Origin of the sequence: Pseudomonas rhizosphaerae, assembly GCF_000761155.1 — a bacterium.
Taxonomy (GTDB): Bacteria; Pseudomonadota; Gammaproteobacteria; order Pseudomonadales; family Pseudomonadaceae; genus Aquipseudomonas; species Aquipseudomonas rhizosphaerae.
The window spans coordinates 945,600-965,306 of record NZ_CP009533.1 but is presented as its reverse complement, the minus strand read 5'-3'; the positions used below and the strand labels follow the sequence as shown (position 1 = coordinate 965,306).

Below are 19,707 nucleotides of genomic sequence, written 5' to 3'. Positions count from 1 at the left end.
GGGCCGATGGAAAAGCCGCGATTGTACGCCGCTCAGGCGGCACTGGCATGTTCGATCGCGGCGTCTCCGAAGGTGTGCAGGTCGAGACTGGTGACCAGCAGGCCCTGGACCAGATCGGAAAACACCTGCATCCCCGGTGAATTGAGCCAGGCGGTCATGGCGGTTTGATCGCGCCATACCCCAGCCACCTGCCAAAGGCGCTCATCGCCATGGCTGCGCTGGACCGCAAAGTGCAGACAGCCGGCCATGGCCAGCGCGGGTCGCACCAGTGCCGAGAGGCCGAGCCCAACCTGCTCAGAATGACCCTGGCGGGCCGTGATCAAGGCACAGTGACTGACAGTAGCCAGACTGACGGTAGAAAATGAGTTCATGCTCGACTCTCCCTGAATGAACGGCTCTACGGTGAACAAAGGTACAGCGACAACGTTACGCAACCGTCGATAGCGAGGGTTAGCCGTTTCCTGCGAAGGTCTTGCCCGATCCTGCAGCATTGCAGTTTCGATCAATTGCGCTGCGCTTGTTCAGGCGATGTTCGGATGCATTCACTGGCTCCGGGCAACGCTTCGTTCAAGCGCTCTGTAGTAATTTCGCAGGATTGGGCAAACATCCCGCAGCTATCGTCTACCTTGAGTATTAAGCACGGATTATCCTCACGCTCATGTGCCGTACCGATCACGGAGCCTGCATGAACCTCTGCATGAACCCTCCCCGGGAGTCCGTCCTGGAACCTGCTCTGGAAAACAGTCGTCGCGAACTCGCCGAGCGCATCGCCCGAGGCGCCCAGACGCCAGGCAGCCATTGCACCGCGATCGCCGGCCTGCATCTGGTGCGCTATGAAGAGTGCGTGCAGTCGTTTCCAGCCCTGGTCCAACCCGCGCTGTGCATCCTGGCCAATGGCAGCAAGGAAGTGCGCCTGGGCGATGAACGCTATGTGTACGATCCGCTGAATTTTTTGGTGGTGTCAGTGGCCATGCCGGTCTCGGGACGTATTCTAGACGCCACCGTGCACGACCCCAGCCTGTCGTTGCGGCTGGACATCGACCCCGAGGACATCAACGCGGTGATCGCCGGTGCGGGACCGCTGGGCGTGCCCACGCGCTCGACCCAACGCGGCTTGTATGTGGAGCGGATGGACACGGCGCTTCTGGATGCCGTGCTGCGTCTGGTGCGACTGCTGGAAACACCGAAAGACATCGCCGTGCTGGCGCCGCTGGTGCGGCGGGAAATCCTCTACCGCTTGTTGGGTGGGCAACAGGGCCACCGTCTGTACGAAATCGCCGTGGCGCACAGCCAGACCCACCGGGTCAGCCAGGCCATCGCCTGGATCAATCGGCATTTTCATCGCAGCCTGCGTATCGAAGACCTGGCTCGTGAAGTCAATTTGAGCGTGTCCACCCTGCACCACCGCTTCAAGGCGGTGACGTCCATGAGCCCGTTGCAGTATCAGAAGCAGCTGCGCTTGCAGGAAGCGCGTCGATTGATGCTCAGCGAAGACCTGGACGCCTCGGCGGCTGGGTATCGGGTGGGCTACGAAAGCCCGTCGCAGTTCAGCCGCGAATACAGCCGCCATTTCGGCGCGCCACCGGTGCGAGATCTGGCACGGCTGCGTATCAGTCTGTAGAGCCGCACAGGCAGACCTGTAAAAACACCCGGTCACCGATAGAACCGATAGCTAGCTATCAAGTACACTCGAAAACAGCGGCCCGCGGCCATCCTGCCAGGGCGTTTCAATGCAGGCCTACCTGTGACCGATCTCAGCCACTCCCCACCCGCCATCAAGAGCATTCTGGTGGCCTTGATGCTGGCCATTTTCCTCGGGGCTTTGGACCAGACCATCGTTGCAGTCTCGATGCCGGCCATCTCCGCGCAGTTCAACGATGTCGACCGCCTGGCCTGGGTGATTTCCGGGTACATGGTGGCCATGACCGTGGCCACGCCGATCTACGGCAAACTGGGCGATCTGTACGGACGTCGACGCATGATTCTCATCGGCACCGCACTGTTCACCGTAGCGTCGCTGTTCTGCGGCATGGCGCAAAGTATGGAACAGCTGGTGCTGGCGCGTCTGCTGCAAGGTGTGGGCGCCGGCGGCATGGTGTCGGTCAGCCAGGCGATCATCGGTGATGTCGTGCCCCCGCGCGAACGCGGTCGTTACCAGGGTTATTTCAGCAGCATGTACGCTGCAGCAAGTGTGCTCGGGCCGGTATTGGGCGGCTATATGACTCAGTACCTGTCTTGGCGCTGGGTGTTTTTCATCAATCTGCCACTGGGCGTGTTCGCCTGCTGGTACGCCAACCGCAAGCTGGCGGGCCTGCCGATTCCGCAGCGCACGCCGGTCATCGATTACCTGGGCACGGTGTTGATGATCATCGGGTTGAGCACCTTGCTCATGAGCATTACCCGCGTCGGCCAGGGGCATGGTTTGGACGACACGCAAGTCTGGGGGCTGCTGGTGGTGGCCGTGGTGGCCCTGATGGGGTTCGTCTGGCATGAACGACGCTTTCGCGAACCACTGCTGCCGCTGCACCTGTTCGCCATTCCAGCGGCGGTGCTGTGTTGGTGTTCGGTGTTTTTCACCAGCTTCCAGGCCATCGGTCTGAGCGTGATGATGCCCCTGCGTTTTCAGACCGTGACCGGTGCCGGTGCGGACCAGGCGGCCTTGTATTTGCTGCCGCTGGCGCTGGGCCTGCCGATCGGCGCGTTCCTAGGCGGACGTCGCACGTCCCAGACCGGACGTTACAAACCGATCATCCTGACGGGCGCGCTGCTTGCTCCGCTGGGCATTCTGGGCATGTCGTTCAGTCCACCGGACAACTTCCTGCTCAGTGTGGCCTTCATGTTGTTGACCGGCTTTGCCTGCGGCCTGCAATTTCCCACCTCGTTGGTGGGTGCACAGAACTCGGTGCAGGCCAAGGACATCGGCGTGGCGACAAGCACCCTGGCTTTGTTTCGCTCGCTGGGTGGCGCGGTCGGGGTGGCCTGCCTGTCGGCTTTGCTGCTGGCCATGTTGCACGGCGTGCAGTTGGCGGACGGTGCCCTGAGCGGTCACGGACTCGAGGCGATGGGCGACAATGTCCTGCTGACCGGGCTCAATGCCGCGTCAGGCCCGGCCCGCGACGCCTTGCGCGTGGAGCTGGCGCAGACCTTCCAGCATTTGCTGTGGGCCAGTGCCGGGATTTCCTTGCTGGGTCTGGCCGTGGCACTGGCATTGCCCAACCTGGAACTGCGTGGCCGCGGGCATGGGGAGAAGTAAGCTGAAGGGGCCCGTTCAGGCAGCCGGTCGCTTCTTGCGCTGGGCCCAGGCGACGGCCAGGCCGCTGAGGCAGATCACGCTGATGCCCACCACCCCGAAGATATCCGGGGTGTGGTCGAAAATCAGATAGCCGTACATCCCGGCAAACAGGATCTGCCCGTAGCTGAACGGCGCCAACAACGCCGGCGCGGCATGGCGAAAGGCTTGAGTCAGCAGCAGATGCCCGAGCATGCCGCAGGTGCCCAGGCCCACCATGAACAAGGCATCGATCCAGCCCGGTGCCTGCCAGAAGAACGGCAACGCGGCGCTCATGATCAGCGTATTGAAGATCCCGGCGAGAAAATTGCTGGTGGTCGGGCTGTCGATGCCGCTGAGCTTGCGCGTGAGCAACTGGTACAGACCGAAGAAGAAAGCGGAAATCAGCGGCAGGATGATTGCCGGTGTGAACAAGGCGCCGCCGGGCCGGATGACGATAAGTACACCGATGAAGCCCGTGATCACCGCCGCCCACTGCGCGCGGGTGACGACTTCCTTGAGCAGTGGCACCGACAGCGCCGTCACCAGCAAGGGGGCCAGGAAATTCACCGCGGTGGCCTCGGCCAGCGGTATGTAGCGCAGGCTGGTGGTGAAGAACAGGCTGGTGGCGATCAGGCACAGCGCGCGCAACAGCTGCAATCCCGGCCGCTTGGTGCGGATGACCGTGGACAGCCCGGTCTGCGGCACGAAGATGACCAGCATCAGCAGGGTGTGCACCACATAGCGCGCCCACACCACCACGACGATGGGGAAAAACCCGGAGAGGTACTTGGACAAGGCGTCATGGCTGGCGAACAGCAACGTCGCCAGGCAGATCAGCGCGATACCGCGCAGCGGCTGGTTGACCCCAGTAAGCAACGGGTTTTGTACGCTCATTCACACGCTCGCAACAGGATGATGAAAGGGTACCGACCAGACTTGCCCGCCGCACTCAGGCATTCAGACGACGGGCGGGCGGGTGTGCAGTCGATGATGGCGCGAGCGGGGGCGCTGTTACAACTTGATTCAGAACTTTATTTGCGCAGGGCGTGGGTCAGGCTCAGCGTCTGCAGGCTCACGTCCACCCAACGCTCCGCTTCCTGGTAGAGATCGAAACTGTCGGGCACGAGCAACCATTGGCCGATCATGCCATCTATATACGCGTGCAGGGCGATCGCGGCCCTGACCGTGTCCAGGTCGGGCGGCAGCTGCTCACGGTTCACCGCATTTCTCAGGGAACGCTCGATACGCACGTTGCAGTCGAGGCTGACCGACTGGCGTTGCCGGCGCATGTCACACATTTCATCGGTGAACTCGCACTTATGATGCAGAATTTCGTTGAGCCGGCGGGTCTTGGGATCTATGGCGATCTGCTGGAACAGGCGGATCAACAGCTTGCGCATGCAGCCCAGAGGGTCGGGCTCGTCCTCGCTTTCACTGGCCTGGGCCAGCTCTTCGAGCGGTTCGTGCAGGCTGTCGAGCATGGCCTGGACCAGGTCGGCCTTGTTGCTGAAGTGCCAATAGATAGCGCCACGCGTCACCCCTGCCAGGGTCGCGATATCGGCCAGGGTCGTGCGCGCGACGCCGCGCTCATAGAAGGCCTGCTCGGCCGCCTCGAGAATCTGGTGTCGGGTTTCCTGGGCTTCCTCTTTGGTACGGCGAACCATGGCAGTAGAACCTCAATCTTAAATGCCCGCGCGATGCAATGCGCAGCGCGGGCTCTGGCCGGGAATCCCGTGTATGTGGGGTCGGTCCCGAGTGTCGATGGGTGCGCCACGTCGTCGCGGGCATCAGGCCATCAAAGTGTTTACAAACAACCATGAATGTAAGTATATTCGTTAGTCAGCTATTAATCTAGTCGTAACATTTTTTTACCTTTCCACTATTCCTGAGCCCTCCCCTGCGCTCATGACCCGAGGATCCTCATGCAATTCAAGCCAGTTGTTACCGCTCTGGTATCCGCCGTCGCCCTGGCAACCTTGCTCAGCGGCTGTGACAAGAAGGAAGAAGCAGCCCCGCAACAGGCTCAGCAGGCTCCTCAGGTCGGCGTGGTTACCTTGAAAGCCCAACCCTACACCCTGACCAGCGAACTGCCGGGTCGGACCACCGCATACCGCGTGGCCGAAGTCCGGCCGCAGGTCAACGGGATCATCCTCAAGCGCCTGTTCAAGGAAGGCACCGAGGTCAAGGCAGGCCAGCAGCTCTACCAGATCGACCCGTCGGTGTACGAGGCAAATCTGGGCAGCTCCCAGGCAACCCTGGAATCGGCCAAGTCGCTGGCTGGACGCTACAAGCAGTTGATCGACGAGCAAGCCGTCAGCCGTCAGGAATACGACAACGCCCGTTCACAGCAACTGCAGGCTGAAGCCTCGGTCAAGAGCGCCCAGATCGACCTGCGCTACACCAAGGTGCTGGCGCCGATCTCGGGCCGCATCGGCCGTTCCGACGTGACCGAAGGCGCACTGGTGACCAATGGCCAGACCAACGCCATGGCCACCATCCAGCAGCTGGACCCGATCTATGTCGACGTGACCCAGTCCTCCGCCGAAATGCTCAGGCTGCGTCGCGACCTGGACAGCGGCAAGCTGCAGAAAGCTGGCGACAACGCCGCCTCGGTCAAGCTGACCCTGGAAGACGGCAGCGAGTACGCCCAGGCCGGCAAGCTCGAGTTCTCCGAAGTGTCGGTCGACCAGGCCACCGGTTCGGTGACCCTGCGCGCGGTGTTCCCCAACCCCGAGCACGTGCTGCTGCCCGGCATGTTCGTGCATGCCAAGCTTCAGGCCGGTGTACGCAGCGAGGCCATCCTGGCGCCACAACAGGGCGTGACACGCGACCTCAAGGGCACCCCAACCGCCTTGATCGTGAACAAGGACAACAAGGTCGAGCAGCGTGAGCTGGTCACCACCCGCACCGACGGCGCCTACTGGGTCATCGAGAAGGGCCTGAACGCCGGTGATCGCCTGATTACCGAAGGCCTGCAGTACGTCAAGCCGGGTGCCGACGTGACCGTCAAGGATGCCGGCAACCTGACACCTGCCCAGTCCGCCCCTGACGCCAACGGCAAAGGTAAGTGATCGATGTCTAGATTCTTTATTGACCGCCCCATTTTCGCCTGGGTACTCGCCCTGGTGATCATGCTGGTGGGTGGGCTGGCCATTCTCAAGCTGCCCATCAACCAGTACCCGGCCATCGCGCCGACCGCCATCGACATCCAGGTCACCTACCCAGGTGCTTCCGCACAGACCGTGCAGGACACCGTGGTACAGATCATCGAGCAACAGCTCAACGGTATCGACAACCTGCGTTATGTGTCCTCGGAGAGCAACTCCGACGGCAGCATGACCATCAGCGTGACGTTCAACCAGGGTACCAACCCGGACATCGCCCAGGTCCAGGTGCAGAACAAGCTCAACCTGGCCACCCCACTGTTGCCGCAGGAAGTGCAGCAACAGGGTTTGCGCGTGACCAAGTCGGTGAAGAACTTCCTGCTGGTGATCGGCCTGGTGGCCGAGGACGACACACTCACCCGTGAAGACTTGTCCAACTACATCGTTTCCAACATCCAGGACCCGATCTCGCGGACCTCGGGTGTGGGTGACTTTCAGGTGTTCGGCTCGCAGTACGCCATGCGCATCTGGCTTGATCCGGCCAAGCTCAATAAATTTCAGCTGACACCGGTCGAAATCAGCGCCGCAATCAGCGCGCAGAACGTGCAGATCGCCACCGGCCAGCTCGGCGGCCTGCCAGCGGTGCCCGGTACCCAGCTCAACGCCACCATCATTGGCAAGACCCGCCTGCAGACGGCCGAGCAGTTCGGCAATATCTTCCTCAAGGTCGACAACGACGGTGCGCAGGTACGCCTCAAGGACGTCGCACGCATTGGCCTGGGCGGGCAGAGCTACAGCATCGACGCGCAGTTCAACGGCAAGCCGGCCTCGGGCATGGCGATCAAGCTGGCCTCCGGCGCCAACGCACTGGACACCGCCAAGGCGATCCGTGAGACCGTGGCCAACCTGGAGCCGTTCTTTCCGCCAGGCATGAAGGTGGTCTACCCGTACGACACCACGCCAACCGTGACCGAGTCGATTTCCGGCGTGGTACACACGCTGATCGAAGCGATCGTGCTGGTGTTCCTGGTGATGTACCTGTTCCTGCAGAACCTGCGCGCAACCATCATCACCACGATGACGGTGCCGGTGGTATTGCTCGGTACTTTCGGCATCCTCGCCGCGTTCGGCTTCACCATCAATACCCTGACCATGTTCGGCATGATCCTGGCGATCGGGCTGTTGGTGGACGATGCGATCGTGGTGGTGGAGAACGTCGAACGGGTCATGGAAGAAGAACACCTGTCACCCAAGGAAGCGACCAAGAAGTCCATGGACCAGATCCAGGGGGCCTTGGTTGGTATCGCCATGGTGCTGTCGGCGGTGCTGCTGCCGATGGCGTTCTTCGGCGGCTCCACGGGCGTGATCTACAAGCAGTTCTCGATCACCATCGTCTCGGCCATGGGCCTGTCGGTATTGGTTGCGCTGATCTTCACCCCGGCGCTGTGCGCCACCATGCTCAAGCCGATCGATCCGGAAAAGCACGGCCAGCCCAAGCGTGGTTTCTTCGGCTGGTTCAACAGAACGTTCGACCGCAGCGTGGTGAAGTACGAGAACGGCGTCAAACGCATGGTCACCCACAAGCTGCCAGCTTTTATCGTCTATCTGGTCATTTTCGCCGGCATGGTCTTCCTGTTCACCCGCATTCCTTCGGCGTTCCTGCCTGAAGAAGACCAGGGCGTCATCTTCGCCCAGGTGCAGACGCCGGCAGGTTCTTCGGCCGAGCGCACGCAGAAGGTCATCGACGACATGCGCACCTTCCTGCTGGACGAAGAGAACGGCGAAGGTGCCGGCGTGAAGTCGGTGTTCAGCGTCAACGGCTTCAACTTCGCCGGTCGCGGCCAGAGTTCGGGCTTGGCGTTCGTCATGCTCAAGCCCTGGGATGAGCGCGGCGCGGAAACGACCGTGTTCAAGATCGCCGAGCGCGCGCAGAAGCATTTCGCCAGCTTCCGCGACGCCATGGTGTTCGCGGTGGTCCCGCCTTCGGTACTGGAACTGGGTAACGCCTCGGGCTTCGACGTCTACCTGCAGGACCAGGGCGGTGTCGGCCACGAAAAACTGCTCGAGGCGCGCAACCAGTTCCTCGGCATGGCCGCACAAAGCAAGATCCTGGCAGGCGTGCGTCCCAACGGCCTGAACGATGAGCCGCAGTACCAGCTCACCGTGGATGACGAGAAGGCCAGTGCCCTGGGCATCACCTTGTCGACCATCAACCAGACCCTGTCCATCGCCCTGGGCGGTAGCTATGTCAACGACTTCATCGACCGTGGTCGAGTGAAGAAGGTCTATGTGCAAGGCGAAGCCGCTGCGCGCATGACCCCAGAAGACTTGAACAAGTGGTACGTGCGCAACGACTCGGGGACCATGGTGCCGTTGTCGGCCATCGCCACCGGCGAGTGGATCTACGGTTCGCCCAAGCTGTCGCGCTACAACGGTGTGGCCGCGATGGAGATCCTCGGTACGCCGGCGCCGGGCTACAGCTCGGGTGATGCCATGGCCGAGGTCGAGGCACTGGCCAAGAAGCTGCCTGACGGCATCGGCTACTCGTTCACTGGTCTGTCGTACGAAGAACGTCTGTCCGGCTCCCAGGCCCCTGCGCTCTACGCGATCTCGCTGTTGTTCGTATTCCTCTGTCTGGCGGCGCTGTATGAAAGCTGGTCGATCCCGATCGCGGTGCTGCTGGTCGTGCCGTTGGGTGTGATCGGTGCGTTGATCGCCACCAGCATGCGCGGCTTGTCCAACGATGTGTTCTTCCAGGTAGGCTTGTTGGTGACGGTGGGCTTGGCGGCCAAGAACGCCATCCTGATCGTCGAGTTCGCCAAGGAACTGCACGAACAGGGCAAGAGCCTGGTCGAGGCAGCCGCCGAAGCGTGCCGCATGCGTCTGCGGCCGATCATCATGACGTCCCTGGCGTTCATCCTCGGCGTTGTGCCGCTGGCCATCTCCAGCGGCGCCGGGTCGGGCAGCCAGCATGCGATCGGTACCGGGGTGATTGGCGGTATGATTACCGCTACCGTCCTGGCCATTTTCTGGGTGCCGATGTTCTACGTGGCCGTGTCGTCGCTGTTCAAGAGCAAGTACGACAAGGAACACGAGAAGGACAACGCGAAGGGCAACGACAAAGCCATTACACACGATGAGGCTGGCCAATGAGCAAGTCACTGATATCCATCGCTGTCGCCGCCTTCGTGCTCGGCGGCTGCTCGATGATCCCCGAGTACAAGCAGCCTGCCCTGCCAGTGGCCGAGCAGTTCCCGCAAGGCGAGGCCTACGCGCCCGCCGATGCGGCCGAAGTGGCTGCGGCGGAGCAAGGCTGGCGGCAGTTCTTCACCGACCCGGCGCTCGAGCGCCTGGTGCAGGTGGCGCTGCAGAACAACCGCGACCTGCGCGTCGCGGCGCTGAACATCGAAGCCTATCGTGCGCAGTACCGCATTCAGCGCGCTGACCTGTTTCCGGCCATCAATGCCGACGGCACCGGTACCCGCCAGCGCACGCCGGCCGACTTGTCGCAGCTCGGCGAGTCGGGCATTTCCAGCCAGTACGGCGTGACCCTGGGGGTCAGCGCCTACGAACTGGACTTGTGGGGCCGCATCCGCAGCCTCAACGAACAGGCGTTGCAGACCTACCTGTCCAGCGAAGAAGCGCGGCGCTCGACGCAGATCAGCCTGGTGGCCAACGTGGCCAATGCCTACCTGACCTGGCAGGCCGACCAGGCGCTGTTGAAGCTGACTCAGGAAACCCTGGGTGCCTTCGAGCAGAGCCTCAAGCTGACCAGCCGCAGCACCGAAGTGGGTGTGTCCTCGGCCCTGGACCTGAGCCAGGCGCGCACGGCGGTGGAAACCGCCCGTGTCAGCCTGGCCCGCTACAAGCGCCAGGTGGCACAGGACCGCAACAGCCTGACCCTGCTGCTGGGCACGCGCATTCCGACCGACCTGCCCGAAGCCCGTGGGCTGGATGCCGACCTGCTCAGCGAAGTGCCGGCCGGCATGCCGTCGCAGTTGCTGACCCGGCGCCCGGACATCCTCGAAGCCGAGCACGCCTTGCTGGCCGCCAACGCCAACATCGGCGCAGCACGGGCAGCGTTCTTCCCCAGCATCAGCCTGACCGCCAATGCGGGCACCTCCAGCCGCCAGCTCTCCGGCTTGTTCGACGCCGGTTCCGGCAGCTGGTTGTTCTCGCCGAGCATCAGTCTGCCGATTTTCAACGCTGGCGCGCTGCGTGCCAGCCTGGACTACTCGAAGATCCAGAAAGACATCAACGTGGCCAACTACGAGCGGGTCATTCAGACGGCCTTCCAGGAAGTGTCCGACGGCCTTGCCGCACGCAAGACCTACAACGAGCAGTTGCAGGCCCAGCGTGATTCGGTGCAGGCCAACCAGGACTACTACCGCTTGGCCGAGCGTCGCTACCGTATCGGTATCGACAGCAACCTGACCTTCCTCGACGCCCAGCGCTCGCTGTTCAGTGCCCAGCAGTCGCTGATCACCGACCGGCTGTCGCAGCTCACCAGCGAGGTCAATCTGTACAAGGCCCTGGGTGGCGGCTGGTACGAGCGCACGGGCCAAGCCCAGCTTGCCCAACCCAAGCAGGCACCCAAGGGCTGACGCCTGACGCTGTACAAAAAACCACCGCTTGCGGTGGTTTTTTTCATGCTCGGGCTCAAGTGAAAGCGAAGCAGGCGGGAAAGATCTGAAGAAAATGTCACACGGGACTGGCCGAAAGTTCAATCTTGAGCAATAGTGGTCTGATGACCAGATAACTGACTTGTGATTAACCAGTTAGTTAGTGTTCGGTTATCGCACGTAATGTCGCGCGACTGGTTGAATCGGGCTCACCCCCAAAGCACCATCCGCGCAACACGTAACACGATGTTCGATAGCCCGTACCAGCGTGCGTCAATCATAAAATCAATAACAATAGGTTCACCCCATGCGCCAGCATTCCCGTCGTTCACCTCGTCTGTTGCCCAACCTGATTGCACTGACCGTCGCCACGGCCGCCCTGCCCTCCTTTGCAGCCGAATCCGGCTTTCTGGAAGACGCCAAGGTGGGTCTGAACCTGCGCAACTTCTACTTCAATCGCAATCACACCAATCCGGCTTTCCCGCAGAGCAAGTCCGAGGAATGGACCCAGAGCTTCATCCTCGACGCCAAGTCCGGCTACACCCAGGGCATGGTGGGCTTTGGCGTGGACGTGCTGGGCATGTACTCGGTCAAGCTCGATGGCGGCCGTGGTACCTATGGCACGCAGTTGTTGCCTGTGCACGCCGGCAACGACCCGGCCGATGATTTCGGCCGTCTAGGTGTGGCCGCCAAGGCCAAGATCTCCAAGACCGTGCTCAAGGTCGGTGAATGGATGCCGGTACTGCCGATCCTGCGTTCGGATGACGGGCGCTCGCTGCCGCAGACCTTCCAGGGCGGGCAAGTCACCTCCCAGGAGATCGATGGCCTGACCCTGTACGGCGGCCAGTTCCGCAAGAACAGCCCGCGCAACGATGCCAGCATGGAAGACATGTTCCTGCAGGGTCGCGCCGGGATCACTTCCGACCGCTTCAATTTCGTCGGTGGCGAGTACACCTTCAACAACAAGAACACCCTGGTCGGCCTGTGGAATGCCGAGCTCAAGGACATCTACCAGCAGCAGTACCTGCAGATCCTGCACAGCCAGCCGTTGGGCGACTGGACCCTGGGCGCCAACCTGGGCTTCTTCCATGGCAAGGAAGACGGCAGCGCACGGGCGGGCGACTTGGACAACAAGACCTGGTCGGCGCTGTTGTCTGCCAAGTACGGCAGCAACACCTTCTACGTCGGCTTGCAGAAAGTTACCGGCGACAATGGCTGGATGCGCGTCAACGGCACCAGTGGCGGCACCCTGGCCAACGACAGCTACAACTCCAGCTACGAGAACGCCAAGGAAAAATCCTGGCAGTTGCGCCACGACTTCAACTTCGCCGGAGTGGGCGTACCGGGGCTGACCCTGATGAACCGCTACATCAGCGGCGACAACGTGCACACCGCCACGGTCACCGACGGCAAGGAGTGGGGACGCGAAACCGAGCTGGCCTACACCGTGCAGTCGGGCACCTTCAAGAGCCTGAACATGCGCTGGCGCAACTCGACCATGCGTCGCGACTACAGCACCAGTGAGTTCGACGAAAACCGCGTGATCGTCAGCTACCCGCTGAGCATTCTGTAACCGCCGGGGCGGTGGCGCATGTTCAGCGCGCCACCGCCCCGCTCGCCCTTCTCACTGGCGTGATTCGACGCCCAGCTCATCCCAGACCGATTCGGCCAGGTGAAACGTCGCATTGGCCGCCGGAATGCCGCAGTAGATAGCACTCTGCATCAGGACTTCCTTGATCTCTTCGCGAGTTACGCCATTGCTGGCGGCCGCGCGCAGGTGCAGCTTGAGTTCTTCGTTGCGGTTCATGCCGATCAGCATGGCAATGGTGATCAAGCTGCGCGTGTGCCGCGGCAGCCCCGGACGGGTCCAGATATCGCCCCACGCATGGCGGGTGATCATCTCCTGGAACTCGCTGTTGAACTCGGTCAGGTTGTTCAGGCTGCGTTCCACGTGGGCCTCGCCCAACACGGCACGCCGGACTTTCAGTCCTTCGTTGTAGCGTTCTTTCTCGTCCACGAACGGGCTCCTTCAGCGCAACAGAAATTCGACGACTCGGTCGCTGAACGGCGCACCGATTTCGACGTTGGACAGGTGTGCAGCAGTAAACTCGGCGTACTCTGCGCCCTTCACCTGCTCGACGATGAACTGCCCGTCGGCCGGCGTGGTGACGGCGTCCTCGGTGCCTGCGATCACCAGCAGCGGCACCTGGATGGCAGCCAACTGCTCACGAAAATCGGCATCGCGCACGGCAGCGCAATTGGCAGCGTAGCCCTGGGGCGAGGTGGCGGCGAGCATGTCGGTGATGCGTTTGGTTTCCTGCGGATTGGCCTCGGCGAATGCCGGGGTGAACCAACGTGCGATGGACGCATCGCGCAGCGACTGCATGGCCGCCGCACCTTGGCCAAGGACCATTTCGATCCGTGGATTCCACACGTCCTGGGTACCGATTTTCGCCGCCGTGTTGCAGATCACCAGCTTGTGCAGGCGCTCGCCGGCATTGATGCCCAGCCATTGGCCGATCAGCCCGCCCATGGACAGGCCGCAGAAATGCACCTTGTCCAGGTTCAGGGCATCGAGCAACGCCAGGACGTCGCCGCCCAACTGCTCGATGGTGTACGTCCCTGGAGTGACCAGCGACTGGCCATGACCACGGGTGTCGTAGCGCAGCACCTGGAAATGTTCGGTGAAGGCGGCCATCTGGCCGTCCCACATGTGTCGGTCGGTGCCCAATGAGTTGGACAGCACCAGTACCGGCTTGTCCTCCGGGCCTTGCAGACGGTAGTCGAGTTCGCCATCGGCGAGTTTCACCTGTGCCACGCTGATCTCCTTACGCATTCAAAAGGTCATGTTCGGCCACGGCCCGCTCGACCCACACCTGGGCCTGGCCCAGGTAGTGCGAAGGGTCCAACAGACGGTCGAGTTCATCGGCATCCAGTTGCTCGGTCACCTGCGGCTCGTCGCCGAGCACCGCGCGCAGGTGCCTGCCCTGGGCGACGGCCTGCTTGCAGCATTGCTCCAACAGGTGATGCGCGCGGTCGCGACCGATCCGCTGGGCCAGCACGATGCTGACGGCTTCGGCCAGCACCAGGCCCTGGGTCAGGTCCAGGTTCACCCGCATGCGCTCAGGGTCGACCTGCAGTCCTTCGGCAATGGCCAGGGCCTGTTGCAGCGCACCGGAGACCAGGCAGCAGATCTCTGGGAGGGTTTCCCATTCGGCATGCCACAGCCCCAGGCTGCGCTCATGTTCCTGGGGCATGGCGCTGAACAGCGTCGCCACAAGCCCCGGCACTCGGGTGGCAGCGCCGATGAGCACTGCCGCACCGACCGGATTGCGCTTGTGCGGCATGGTCGACGAACCGCCCTTGCCCGGCGCGGACGGCTCGAACACTTCCGCCGCTTCGGTCTGCATCAACAGGCTGACGTCGCGGCCCAGCTTGCCCAAGCTGCCGGCCACCAGGCCAAGCACCGAGGCCAGTTCCACCAGCCGGTCGCGCTGGGTATGCCAGGGCTGGTCGGGCAGGTTCAGGTGCAGTTCCTGGGCCAGCGCCCGGGCCACCGGCATTGCCTGTTCGCCGAGAGCAGCCAAAGTGCCCGAAGCACCGCCGAACTGCAGGCAGGCCAGCCGTGGCCTGAGCTCGCGCAGGCGTTGCCGGCTGCGGGTCAGGGCGCCGAGCCAGCCAGCGATCTTCATGCCCAGGGTGACGGGCGTGGCGTGTTGCAGCCAGGTACGCCCGGGCATCACCGTGGTTGCATGGCGACGGGCCTGCTGGCTCAGGGCTTCGCCCAGACGCTGCAGGTCGGCTTCGATCAGATCGAGCGCCGCCAGCAATTGCAGGACCAGCCCGGTGTCCATGACGTCCTGGCTGGTTGCGCCCAGATGCACATAGCGCTCGGCATCGGCGTCGGTCGTGGCGATGGCCTTGCCGAGCATCTTGACCAAGGGGATGGCCGAATTGCCAGCGCTGGCAATGGCCTGCGCAAGGGCATGAAAATCGTACAGCTCGGCTTTGCAAGCGGCTTCGATAGGGGCGACTGCCGCACCAGGTATCACGTCGACGCGAGCCTGGGCCCGGGCCAATGCGGCTTCGAAATCGAGCATGCCCTGCACCCGTCCATGGTCGCAGAAGATCTGGCGCATGGCGGGAGCAGTGAAGTAGACATCGAACAACTGGTTGTTCGGTGGTTGGCTCATGGGACTCCTTTGCAAGGGCGCGCCACTATCGACGCGCCCCTGGGCTCAGTGGTCGGAATGCAGGTACTTGGGCTGCTTGGGCAGGCGCAGGCTGAACAGGAAAGCAATTGCCATCATGACCGTCACGTACCAGTAGAACGCGTTTTCGTTGCCCATGTTCTTCAGGTTCAGGGCGACGAACTCCGCCGATCCACCGAACAAGGCGTTGGCCACCGCGTAGGCCAGGCCAACGCCCAGCGCGCGCACCTGGGGCGGGAACATCTCGGCTTTGACCAGACCACTGATCGAGGTATAGAAGCTGACGATGGCCAGGGCCAGGGTGATCAGCACGAAAGCCAGGAACGGGCTGGTGACGGTCTTCAATACCATGAGGATCGGCAGTGTGCACAAGGTGCCGAGCCCGGCGAACCAGAGCATGGAGGTGCGTCGGCCGATGCGGTCGGCGAGCATGCCGAACAGCGGCTGCATGCACATGTACAGGAACAGCGCGCCGGTCATGATCAGGCTGGCGGTCTTGGCGTGCAGGCCGGCCGTGTTGACCAGGTACTTCTGCATGTAGGTGGTGAAGGTGTAGAAAATCAGCGAGCCACCCGCGGTGTAGCCCAACACGGTGATGAACGCCGCGCTGTGATTCTTGAACAGTCCGGCAATGCTGCCGGCGTCCTTGTCGTTGCGGGTCTCGGCGGTGCTGGTTTCTTCCAGGGTGCGACGCAGCAACAGCGAGATGATCGCCGCCACGGCACCGACGAAGAACGGGATACGCCAGCCCCATGCGCGCAGCTCCTGCTCGTCCAGGAACTGCTGGAGAATGACCACGGTGAGCACCGCCAGCAGTTGCCCGCCGATCAGGGTCACGTACTGGAATGACGCGAAGAAACCACGCTGGCCGCGCAATGCGACTTCCGACATGTAAGTCGCCGTGGTGCCGTATTCACCGCCCACCGAAAGGCCCTGGAACAGACGGGCCAGCAGCAGGATGATCGGCGCCCAGACGCCGATGGTGGCGTAGGTCGGCAGGCAGGCGATCACCAGCGAGCCGGCGCACATCATCAGCACCGAGATCATCATCGAGTTCTTGCGGCCATGCTTGTCGGCCACCCGGCCGAACAGCCAGCCACCGATGGGACGCATCAGGAAGCCCGCCGCGAACACCCCGGCGGTGTTGACCAACTGCACGGTGGGGTCGTCGGAGGGAAAGAATGCGGGGGCGAAATAGATGGCACAGAAGGCGTAGACGTAGAAGTCGAACCACTCCACCAGATTGCCCGATGACGCGCCGACGATTGCGAAAATGCGCTTCTTGCGCTCCTCACCGGTGTAATGAACTGTTGTCATGTTTTAGTTCTCATTGAGGTCGGTAAAGGCTAGACATAACCTGTTACAACCTCAGGCACAAGGTGATTGGCTGTCTGGGAGGTCGAGGTTAGCTTGAGGGCCTCTTCGCGGGCAGAGCCCGCTCCCACAAAGTCTCCAAGTGACTCCACATTCTTGTGGGAGCGGGGCGGGCGGCGAGCCCTCTGCCCGCGAAGAGGCCAGTGAAGCCTCTCAAACCCGCTCGACCGCCAACGCCAACCCCTGCCCTACCCCCACGCACATCGTCGCCAACCCCCGCTTGCCGCCGCTCTTCTCCAACTGATGCAACGCCGTCAGCACCAGCCGCGCCCCGCTCATCCCCAACGGATGACCCAAGGCAATCGCCCCGCCGTTCGGATTGACCTGGGCCGCGTTGTCCGCCAGCCCCAGGTCGCGCAGCACTGCCAAACCCTGGCTGGCAAATGCCTCGTTGAGCTCGATCACGTCGAAGTCCTCGACCGCCAGGTTCAAGCGTTCGAGCAGTTTGCGCACGGCCGGCACCGGCCCCACGCCCATGACCCGCGGCGCTACCCCGGCGCTGGCCATGCCCAGCACGCGGCCACGGGCCTTGAGGCCATATTTTTCCACCGCCTCGGCGCTGGCGAGGATCATCGCGGCGGCGCCGTCGTTGACCCCCGAGGCATTGCCCGCAGTCACCGTCTTGTCGGCGCCGTTGACCGGCTTGAGCCTGGCCAGGGTTTCCAGGGTGGTATCGGCGCGCGGATGTTCGTCCTGCTCGACCACGGTTTCGCCCTTCTTGCCCGGAATACGTACCGGCACGATTTCTTCGGCGAAGAAACCCGCAGCCTGTGCGGCAGCGGTGCGCTGCTGGCTGCGCACGGCGAAGGCGTCCTGGTCTTCACGGGACACCTGGCAATCATCAGCCACGTTATCCGCCGTCTGCGGCATTGCATCGACGCCGTACTGGGCCTTCATCAGGGGGTTGATGAAACGCCAACCGATGGTGGTGTCCTCCAGTTTCATGTTGCGGGAAAAACCGGCATCGGCCTTGCCCATGACAAAGGGCGCACGCGACATCGATTCGACGCCACCGGCGATCGCCAGCTCCATCTCGCCACTGGCGATGGCGCGAAACGCGGTGCCCACCGCATCCATGCCCGAAGCGCACAGACGGTTGAGGGTCACACCGGGGACGCCCTCGGGCAGACCGGCCAGCAGCAGCGCCATGCGTGCGACGTTGCGGTTGTCTTCGCCGGCCTGGTTTGCGCAGCCCATGAACACCTCGTCCAGCTGCGCCCAATCCACCTGCGGGTTGCGTTCGAGCAGCGCCTTGATCGGCACTGCTGCCAGGTCGTCGGCGCGCACGTGAGCCAGGCTGCCGCCAAAGCGGCCGATGGGGGTGCGCACTGCATCGCAAATGAAGACGTCACGCATCATGCTTCTCCCGGCGCCTGGCCGTGGGCGGCTGCGGTGCGCGCTTCCAGGGCGCGCAGCGCTTCAAGTTCGGTGGTGTCCGGTTCGGCCGTGGTCTGCACATCGTCCGCGAAGCGCACCTGCCAGCCAGTGGCGGCGGTGATTTGCTCGCGAGTCACGCCGGGGTGGATGGACGTCACCACGAATTCGTTGGAGCCGGCTTCGGGCTCCATGATGCACAGGTCGGTGATGATCCCTACCGGCCCCTGTCCTGGAAGGCCCAGGCGCTTGCGCGAATCGCCCCCCTCGCCATGGCCCACCGAGGTGACGAAGTCGAGCTTCTCGACGAAGCTGCGGTGCGACTGCTTGAGAATGATCAACACGCTCTTGGCCGAACCGGCAATTTCCGGCGCGCCACCGGCGCCGGGCAGGCGCACCTTGGGCTGGTGGTAGTCGCCCACCACGGTGGTGTTGATGTTGCCGAAACGGTCGACCTGGGCGGCGCCGAGAAAGCCGACGTCGATGCGTCCACCTTGCAGCCAGTAGCGAAAGATTTCCCCGGTGGGCACCACGGTGTCCGCGGTTTCCGCCAGTTCGCCGTCACCGATGGACAGCGGCAACACGCTGGGCTTGGCGCCGATGGGGCCGGACTCATAGATCAGCACCACATCGGGTGAGGACGTCAGACGGGCCAGGTTGGCGGCTTTGGACGGCAGGCCGATGCCGACGAAGCACACTGCGCCGTTGCGCAGGCGTCGGGCGGCGGCGACGGTCATCATCTCGTTGGTGGAGTAAGTCATGGGGTCACCTGCGCTGCGCTGGCCAGTTTCGCCTGGTATTCGCTGAAGTCCTGGGTACCGCGGATGTACGTGTCGATCCAGGCGGTGAAGGTCGCCCGGTCGCGGGCGATCGGGTCCCAGGCCTGGTAGAACACGTTGTCGCGTTCGGTGTAGCCGTGCGCATAGGAAGGATGCGCACCACCGGGCACGTGGCACACGGCGGCCAACGCCCAGGTCGGCAACACGCAGCTGTTCATCGGCGCGTTGAGGTCATCGACGATTTCCTCGACCGTGACGATGCAGCGCTTGGCGGCCAGGGCCGCTTCCTTCTGCACGCCAAGGATGCCCCACAACAGCACGTTGCCCTTGCGGTCGGCTTTCTGCGCGTGAATCACCGTGACGTCGGGGCGTACCGAAGGCACGGCCGCGAGCACTTCGCCGGTGAAGGGGCAGGTGACCGTCTTGATCAGCGGGTTGACCTTGGGCAGGTCGGAACCGGCGTAAGCCCGGAGCACCGCGAACGGCAGGCCGGAGGCACCGGCAACGTAGGCATTGGCCAAGTCGGCATGACTGTGTTCTTCGATCTCCAGCGGCTGCGGCCACTGTTTCTCGACCGCATCGCGCAATCGGTGCAGCGAACCGACACCGGGGTTGCCACCCCACGAGAAGATCAATTTGCGAGCGCAACCGGCGCCGATCAACTGATCGTAGATCAGGTCGGGGGTCATGCGGACCAGGGTCAGGTCTTTCTTGCCCTGCCGAATGATCTCGTGGCCGGCAGCGGTTGGAATCAGGTGGGTGAAGCCTTCGAGCGCGACGGTGTCACCATCGTTGACGAATTGCTTCACCGCATCGGTGAGCGACAGGATTGCAGCCATGTGGGCAGGACTCCTCGAAACTGTGAGCCATCTTGTTTGAATGAAGCTGGCGTACAGGTTAGGGCGCCAGCCCCTTGCGAACAATCCGATTATCGACTATCCGTTCGATAATCGAACGATACAGCGGCGTGCT

16 protein-coding genes are annotated in these 19,707 nt (G+C 62.8%); 6 read left to right on the top strand and 10 right to left on the bottom strand.

The genetic code is table 11. The features are described 5' to 3' along the window. Positions 1–32 precede the first annotated feature (32 nt). A complete protein-coding gene (locus tag LT40_RS04410; RefSeq protein ID WP_043186989.1) occupies positions 33–371 on the bottom strand; it encodes a putative quinol monooxygenase in 339 nt (112 codons plus the stop codon). 326 nt (positions 372–697) lie between these two features. Here LT40_RS04410 and LT40_RS04405 point away from each other — a divergent pair, with 326 nt between their 5' ends. Both LT40_RS04405 and LT40_RS04400 read left to right on the top strand, forming a co-directional pair. Beyond that, positions 698–1,621, top strand: coding sequence for an AraC family transcriptional regulator (locus LT40_RS04405; RefSeq protein WP_043186988.1), 924 nt, complete (start codon positions 698–700; stop codon positions 1,619–1,621). A gap of 123 nt (positions 1,622–1,744) precedes the next feature. Next, positions 1,745–3,253 carry an MDR family MFS transporter gene (locus LT40_RS04400; RefSeq protein WP_043186987.1) on the top strand — a complete coding sequence of 503 codons (1,509 nt, stop codon included), beginning with the start codon at positions 1,745–1,747 and terminating at the stop codon, positions 3,251–3,253. A gap of 15 nt (positions 3,254–3,268) precedes the next feature. On the opposite strand, the gene LT40_RS04395 is transcribed toward LT40_RS04400, so the two are convergent. Both LT40_RS04395 and LT40_RS04390 read right to left on the bottom strand, forming a co-directional pair. After that, on the bottom strand, positions 3,269–4,165 hold the full coding sequence (locus LT40_RS04395; protein WP_043186986.1) for a DMT family transporter: 897 nt from the start codon (positions 4,163–4,165) through the stop codon (positions 3,269–3,271). A gap of 137 nt (positions 4,166–4,302) precedes the next feature. Continuing rightward, positions 4,303–4,935 carry a TetR family transcriptional regulator gene (locus LT40_RS04390; RefSeq protein WP_043186984.1) on the bottom strand — a complete coding sequence of 211 codons (633 nt, stop codon included), beginning with the start codon at positions 4,933–4,935 and terminating at the stop codon, positions 4,303–4,305. Between the two features lie 258 nt (positions 4,936–5,193). On the opposite strand from LT40_RS04390, the gene LT40_RS04385 reads away from it, so the two are divergent. From LT40_RS04385 to LT40_RS04370, 4 genes are all read left to right on the top strand, one after another. Beyond that, positions 5,194–6,342, top strand: coding sequence for an efflux RND transporter periplasmic adaptor subunit (locus tag LT40_RS04385; RefSeq protein ID WP_043186980.1), 1,149 nt, complete (start codon positions 5,194–5,196; stop codon positions 6,340–6,342). Positions 6,343–6,345: 3 nt separating this feature from the next. Beyond that, on the top strand, positions 6,346–9,528 hold the full coding sequence (locus LT40_RS04380; RefSeq protein ID WP_043186976.1) for an efflux RND transporter permease subunit: 3,183 nt from the start codon (positions 6,346–6,348) through the stop codon (positions 9,526–9,528). Beyond that, a complete protein-coding gene (gene adeC / locus LT40_RS04375) occupies positions 9,525–10,979 on the top strand; it encodes an AdeC/AdeK/OprM family multidrug efflux complex outer membrane factor (protein ID WP_043186973.1) in 1,455 nt (484 codons plus the stop codon). The genes LT40_RS04380 and adeC overlap by 4 nt, the downstream gene beginning before the upstream one ends. 325 nt (positions 10,980–11,304) lie before the next feature. Continuing rightward, on the top strand, positions 11,305–12,570 hold the full coding sequence (locus LT40_RS04370) for an OprD family porin (RefSeq protein ID WP_043186971.1): 1,266 nt from the start codon (positions 11,305–11,307) through the stop codon (positions 12,568–12,570). Positions 12,571–12,621: 51 nt separating this feature from the next. Here the strand turns inward: LT40_RS04370 and pcaC are convergent, their stop codons facing one another. From pcaC to LT40_RS04335, 7 genes are all read right to left on the bottom strand, one after another. Then, positions 12,622–13,014, bottom strand: coding sequence for a 4-carboxymuconolactone decarboxylase (gene pcaC / locus LT40_RS04365; protein WP_043186968.1), 393 nt, complete (start codon positions 13,012–13,014; stop codon positions 12,622–12,624). 12 nt (positions 13,015–13,026) lie between these two features. Further along, a complete protein-coding gene (gene pcaD / locus LT40_RS04360; RefSeq protein ID WP_043193291.1) occupies positions 13,027–13,815 on the bottom strand; it encodes a 3-oxoadipate enol-lactonase in 789 nt (262 codons plus the stop codon). Between the two features lie 10 nt (positions 13,816–13,825). Next, complete coding sequence (locus tag LT40_RS04355) at positions 13,826–15,190, bottom strand: 3-carboxy-cis,cis-muconate cycloisomerase (RefSeq protein ID WP_043186965.1); 1,365 nt, start codon at positions 15,188–15,190, stop codon at positions 13,826–13,828. Positions 15,191–15,235: 45 nt separating this feature from the next. After that, complete coding sequence (locus LT40_RS04350; protein ID WP_043186962.1) at positions 15,236–16,525, bottom strand: MFS family transporter; 1,290 nt, start codon at positions 16,523–16,525, stop codon at positions 15,236–15,238. 210 nt (positions 16,526–16,735) lie between these two features. Continuing rightward, a complete protein-coding gene (gene pcaF / locus LT40_RS04345) occupies positions 16,736–17,941 on the bottom strand; it encodes a 3-oxoadipyl-CoA thiolase (protein ID WP_193385569.1) in 1,206 nt (401 codons plus the stop codon). Further along, entirely contained in the window at positions 17,938–18,717 is a 780-nt protein-coding gene (locus LT40_RS04340; protein ID WP_043186958.1) for a CoA-transferase subunit beta, read from the bottom strand. Before LT40_RS04340 ends, pcaF begins: the two co-directional genes overlap by 4 nt. Then, entirely contained in the window at positions 18,714–19,574 is an 861-nt protein-coding gene (locus tag LT40_RS04335; RefSeq protein ID WP_043186954.1) for a CoA transferase subunit A, read from the bottom strand. Before LT40_RS04335 ends, LT40_RS04340 begins: the two co-directional genes overlap by 4 nt. Positions 19,575–19,707 lie beyond the last annotated feature (133 nt).

Coding starts and splice junctions, on each gene's coding strand:
- LT40_RS04410 (WP_043186989.1), bottom strand. CDS start 371: ATGAACTCATTTTCTACCGTCAGTCTGGCTACTGTCAGTCACTGTGCC.
- LT40_RS04405 (WP_043186988.1), top strand. CDS start 698: ATGAACCCTCCCCGGGAGTCCGTCCTGGAACCTGCTCTGGAAAACAGT.
- LT40_RS04395 (WP_043186986.1), bottom strand. CDS start 4,165: ATGAGCGTACAAAACCCGTTGCTTACTGGGGTCAACCAGCCGCTGCGC.
- LT40_RS04390 (WP_043186984.1), bottom strand. CDS start 4,935: ATGGTTCGCCGTACCAAAGAGGAAGCCCAGGAAACCCGACACCAGATT.
- LT40_RS04385 (WP_043186980.1), top strand. CDS start 5,194: ATGCAATTCAAGCCAGTTGTTACCGCTCTGGTATCCGCCGTCGCCCTG.
- LT40_RS04380 (WP_043186976.1), top strand. CDS start 6,346: ATGTCTAGATTCTTTATTGACCGCCCCATTTTCGCCTGGGTACTCGCC.
- adeC (WP_043186973.1), top strand. CDS start 9,525: ATGAGCAAGTCACTGATATCCATCGCTGTCGCCGCCTTCGTGCTCGGC.
- LT40_RS04370 (WP_043186971.1), top strand. CDS start 11,305: ATGCGCCAGCATTCCCGTCGTTCACCTCGTCTGTTGCCCAACCTGATT.
- LT40_RS04355 (WP_043186965.1), bottom strand. CDS start 15,190: ATGAGCCAACCACCGAACAACCAGTTGTTCGATGTCTACTTCACTGCT.
- LT40_RS04350 (WP_043186962.1), bottom strand. CDS start 16,525: ATGACAACAGTTCATTACACCGGTGAGGAGCGCAAGAAGCGCATTTTC.
- pcaF (WP_193385569.1), bottom strand. CDS start 17,941: ATGATGCGTGACGTCTTCATTTGCGATGCAGTGCGCACCCCCATCGGC.
- LT40_RS04340 (WP_043186958.1), bottom strand. CDS start 18,717: ATGACTTACTCCACCAACGAGATGATGACCGTCGCCGCCGCCCGACGC.
- LT40_RS04335 (WP_043186954.1), bottom strand. CDS start 19,574: ATGGCTGCAATCCTGTCGCTCACCGATGCGGTGAAGCAATTCGTCAAC.